Source organism: Streptomyces sp. NPDC018000 (assembly GCF_044328025.1).
Taxonomy (GTDB): domain Bacteria; phylum Actinomycetota; class Actinomycetes; order Streptomycetales; family Streptomycetaceae; genus Streptomyces.
Genome location: NZ_JBIRGM010000055.1, coordinates 1 through 4,369 on the forward strand (window position 1 = coordinate 1; position 4,369 = coordinate 4,369).

General features: G+C 69.6%; 1 protein-coding gene. It reads left to right on the forward strand.

What is annotated here, in order from left to right; translation table 11 throughout:
- On the forward strand, positions 1-4,369 hold a 4,369-nt coding region (locus tag ACH4EW_RS32365; RefSeq protein WP_398263124.1), incomplete at both ends, for an amino acid adenylation domain-containing protein.

The following is a 4,369-nucleotide window of genomic DNA, read 5'->3' on the forward strand; positions in this document are numbered from 1 at the left end:
CGCGGGCCCCGGGAGGAGATCCTCTGCGGGCTGTTCGCCGAGGTACTCGGCGTCGACGAGGTAGGCATCGACGACGGATTCTTCGAGCTCGGCGGCCACTCGCTGCTGGCGACCCGGCTGGTGAGCCGGATCCGTTCACTCCTCGGCGTCGAGGTGGCGATCCGGGACCTGTTCGAGTCGCCGACCGTTGCGGGACTGAGCTCCCTCCTCGACTCGATGGCAAGCGCACGCACTGCGCTGCGCAAGGTCGAGCCACGCCCGGAGCACGCCCCGGTCTCGTTCGCCCAGCAGCGGCTGTGGTTCATCCACCGGCTCGAAGGGCCGAGCCCCACCTACAACATCCCGCTCGGCGTGCGCCTGCACGGCGAGCTCGACGTGGACGCGCTACGGACCGCGTTCCACGACGTCGTCGCCCGGCACGAGAGCCTGCGCACCGTCTTCGCCGACGGTGACGAGGGCACCAGCCAGCTGGTGCTCGACGCCGACGAGGTCACCCCCGTGCTCGAGGTGGTGGACACCAGCGAGGACCAGGTGGCCCGCGAGGTCGCCCGCGTCGCGCAGCACAGTTTCGATCTCGCCACCGAGATCCCGATCCGCGGCTGGCTGTTCCGTCTCGATCCCGAGGGCACCGACTGGGTCCTGCAGGTCATGCTGCACCACATCGCGGGAGACGGCTGGTCGCTCGGGCCGATCTCGCGCGACATGACCACCGCCTACGGCGCGCGTCTGGAGGGCCGCGCCCCCGAATGGCCGGAGCTGCCGGTGCAGTACGCGGACTACGCGCTGTGGCAGCGAGACGCTCTGGGCTCGGAGGACGACCCGGACAGCGTGGTCTTCGGGCAGCTCGCCTACTGGACGCGGCAGCTGGCCGACCTTCCCGAAGAACTCCCCCTGCCCTTCGACCGGCCCCGCCGCGCGGCCGCCTCGTACGAGGGCCGACGAGTGCCGTTCACGATCTCCGAGGAGATCCACGCCGAGCTGGTCAAGCTGGCCAGGGAGCACGGGTGCAGCACCTTCATGGTGACGCACGCCGCCGTGGCGACACTGCTGTCCAGGCTGGGCGCCGGCACGGACATTCCCCTCGGTTCCCCCATCGCGGGACGCACCGACGACGCGCTCAACGACCTCGTCGGCTTCTTCGTCAACACCCTCATCCTGCGCACCGACCTGACCGGGAACCCGACGTTCCAGGAGCTGCTGCAGCGGGTCCGGGAAACCGACCTGTCCGCCTACGCGCACCAGGACCTTCCGTTCGAGCGGCTGGTCGAGGCACTCAATCCCGCCCGGTCGCTGGCGCGCCATCCTCTGTTCCAGACACTGATCGCGTTCCAGAACACCGACCAGGGCATGGCCGAAGCCGCAATGGCCGACTTCCCCGGTGTCCGGGTCGCGCCCACCGAGATCGAAACGACGAGCTCCAAGTTCGACCTCGCGTTCTTCTTCGTCGAGGACAGCGGCGACAGTCCCGCACCGGGATTCCAGTGCGTTCTGGAGTACAGCTCCGACGTGTTCGACCAGGCGTCGGCAGACGGACTCGTCGCGGGGCTGCTCCGGGTGCTGGAACAGGTCGTCACCCGTCCCGACGTACGCGTGGACGACGTCGAGATCCTGGACGCCGCTCAGCGGACCCGGATGCTGACGACGTGGAACAACACCGCCACCCCGGTGCCCGACGTCTCGCTGCCGGAGGCGTTCGCGGCACGCGTGCGGCGAACGCCGGACGCCGTGGCGGTGTCATGCGGCGAGGACCAGCTCTCGTACACACACGTGCACGAGCTGTCCGACCGGCTCGCCCGCGACCTCGCCGAGCGTGGCGTGGGTGCCGAGTCACCGGTGATCGTGGCGATGGACCGTGGCGTGAACGTGCCGGTCGTGCTGCTGGCCATCCTCAAAGCAGGCGGCGCCTATGTACCGGTCCGCCCCTCCGATCCCGTCGAGCGGATCCGGCACGTGGTCGACGACGTGTCGGCCGTACTGGCCGTCGTGGACAGCACGCACGCCGACGCCGCTCAGGCATGGGGAGTTCCGGTTCTCGAGCTGGCTCAGGCCCTGCGACGCGAGGTGACCGGCACCGCCGCCGGGGCCGCGGTGCCCGGCGCTCAGCTGGCTTACGTGATGTACACGTCGGGGTCGTCCGGCACCCCGAAGGGCGTTGCGGTCACGCATCGGGATGTCCTGGCCCTGGCCCACGACCCGCGATGGGAGGCCGGGCAGGACCGGGTGCTCGCGCACTCGCCGATGGCTTTCGACGCCTCGACCTACGAGATCTGGGTCCCGCTGCTCAGCGGCGGACAGGTCGTGTTCGCGCCTCCCGGCGACGTGGACGTGGCGGTACTGGCCGATGTGGTCGACCGGCATGCGGTGACCGGGTTGTGGCTGACCGCCGGTCTCTTCCGCGTGGTGGCGGAGGAACAACCGGCGGCGCTGGCCGGCGTGCAGCGGGTGTGGACCGGTGGCGACGTGGTGTCGCCGACAGCGGTGGAGCGGGTGCGGACCGCCTGCCCGGGACTCGTCGTGGTCAACGGATACGGTCCCACGGAGACGACCACCTTCGCCCTCAGCCACGAGATCGCCACGGACCGGCCGATGGGAGCGAGCGTGCCCATCGGACGTCCGCTGGCAAACATGGCCGCGTACGTCCTCGATGACCGGCTGCGGCCGGTGCCACCCGGCGTGGCCGGGGAACTGTACGTCGCGGGCAGCGGGGTGACACGCGGCTACTTCAGGCGGCCGGGGCTGAGCGCCCAGCGGTTCGTCGCCGACCCCTTCGACAGCTCGGGCGCACGCATGTACCGCACCGGGGACCTCGTGCGGTGGACTCACGACGGAGTGATCGAGTTCCTCGGCCGTGCCGACGACCAGATCAAGCTCCGCGGCTTCCGCATCGAACTCGGTGAGGTCGAAGCCGTGCTGGCACGGCATCCCGCCGTGGCCCACGCCGCCGCCGTCGTCCGGGAGGACCGGCCGGGCGACCGCCGACTGGTGTCCTACGTCGTACCGGCACGGCACGTCGAGGTCGACGAGTCCGCTTCGGGCGAGGTCGTCGGCGACTGGCACTCCGTGTACGAGGACCTGTACCGGCCGGATATGGAGTCGCCGGGGTTCGGCCAGGACTTCCGTGGCTGGCACTCCAGTTACGAAGGCGGCGCGATCCCGGTCGATCAGATGGAACAGTGGCGCCGGGCGACGGTCGACCGGATCCTCGAACTGGAGCCGCGCAGGGTGCTCGAGATCGGCGTCGGCAGCGGCCTGCTCCTGTCGCAGGTCGCACCGGAGTGCGAAAGCTACTGGGGCACGGACTTCTCCGAGCCGGCGATCGCCCGGCTGTCCGGCGAAGTGAAGCAGGTGGCGGAACTCTCCGAGCGGGTGACCCTGCGCGTGCAGGCCGCCGACGACGTTTCCGGACTGCCCCGCGGCTTCTTCGACACGATCGTCGTCAACTCCGTGGTGCAGTACTTCCCGAGCGAGGACTACCTGTCGACGGTCCTGGACAAGGCGCTGGACCTGCTGGCCCCCGGCGGCACCATCTTCGTCGGCGACGTCCGGAACTACCGGCTGGGAGCGTTCTTCCACACCGCTGTGCAGATGTCCCAGGCCGACAGGGACGTACCGTTGTCGGCGCTGCGCCCGGTGATCGATCGTGCGGTGGTGTTCGACAACGAACTCCAGCTGGATCCGGACTATTTCGCCGCATGGGCACGGCGCGACTCCCGAGTCGGCTTCGCGGACATACGCGTGAAACGGGGCGCATACCACAACGAGCTCAGCCGGTACCGCTACGACACCGTCCTGCACACGCGCGTCGTGGAACCCGCAGGCGAACTGCGGAGCCTGGACTGGGGCGAGGACGTCAAGGACCTGGAAACGGCAGGCACTCTGCTGAAGGAAGCCTCGGAAGAAGGAACCCGGCTGCGGATCCACGGGATACCCGGCGACCGGATCGCTCCGGACCAGGGCGTGCTGCACGCCGTACAGCAGGCGAAGCCGGCCGACACAGTGGCCGATGTCCTCACCACGGCAACCGCCCGCCGGCACGGGGTGGATGTGGAGGCTCTTGCCGTGCTGGGCGAGCAGTACGGTCTCGTGACCGCGTTGACCTGGTCGGCGGGAAGCGACGAGGGGCGCGTCGATGTGCTCTGTCAACCCGCTGACCACGGCAGGCATTTCCCGGACGCCTACGTGCCCAGCACCCTCCTCCCGGAGGCGCGGCACGCGAACGACCCGATGAGTGCCCGCGACGTGAAGACGTCGCTGGCGAACCTCGACCCGTATCTGCGGGAGTGGTTGCCGGAGTACATGGTGCCGGCGGCGGTGGTGGTGCTGGACCGGGTGCCGTTGACGGCGAACGGGAAGGTGGATCGTAAGGCGT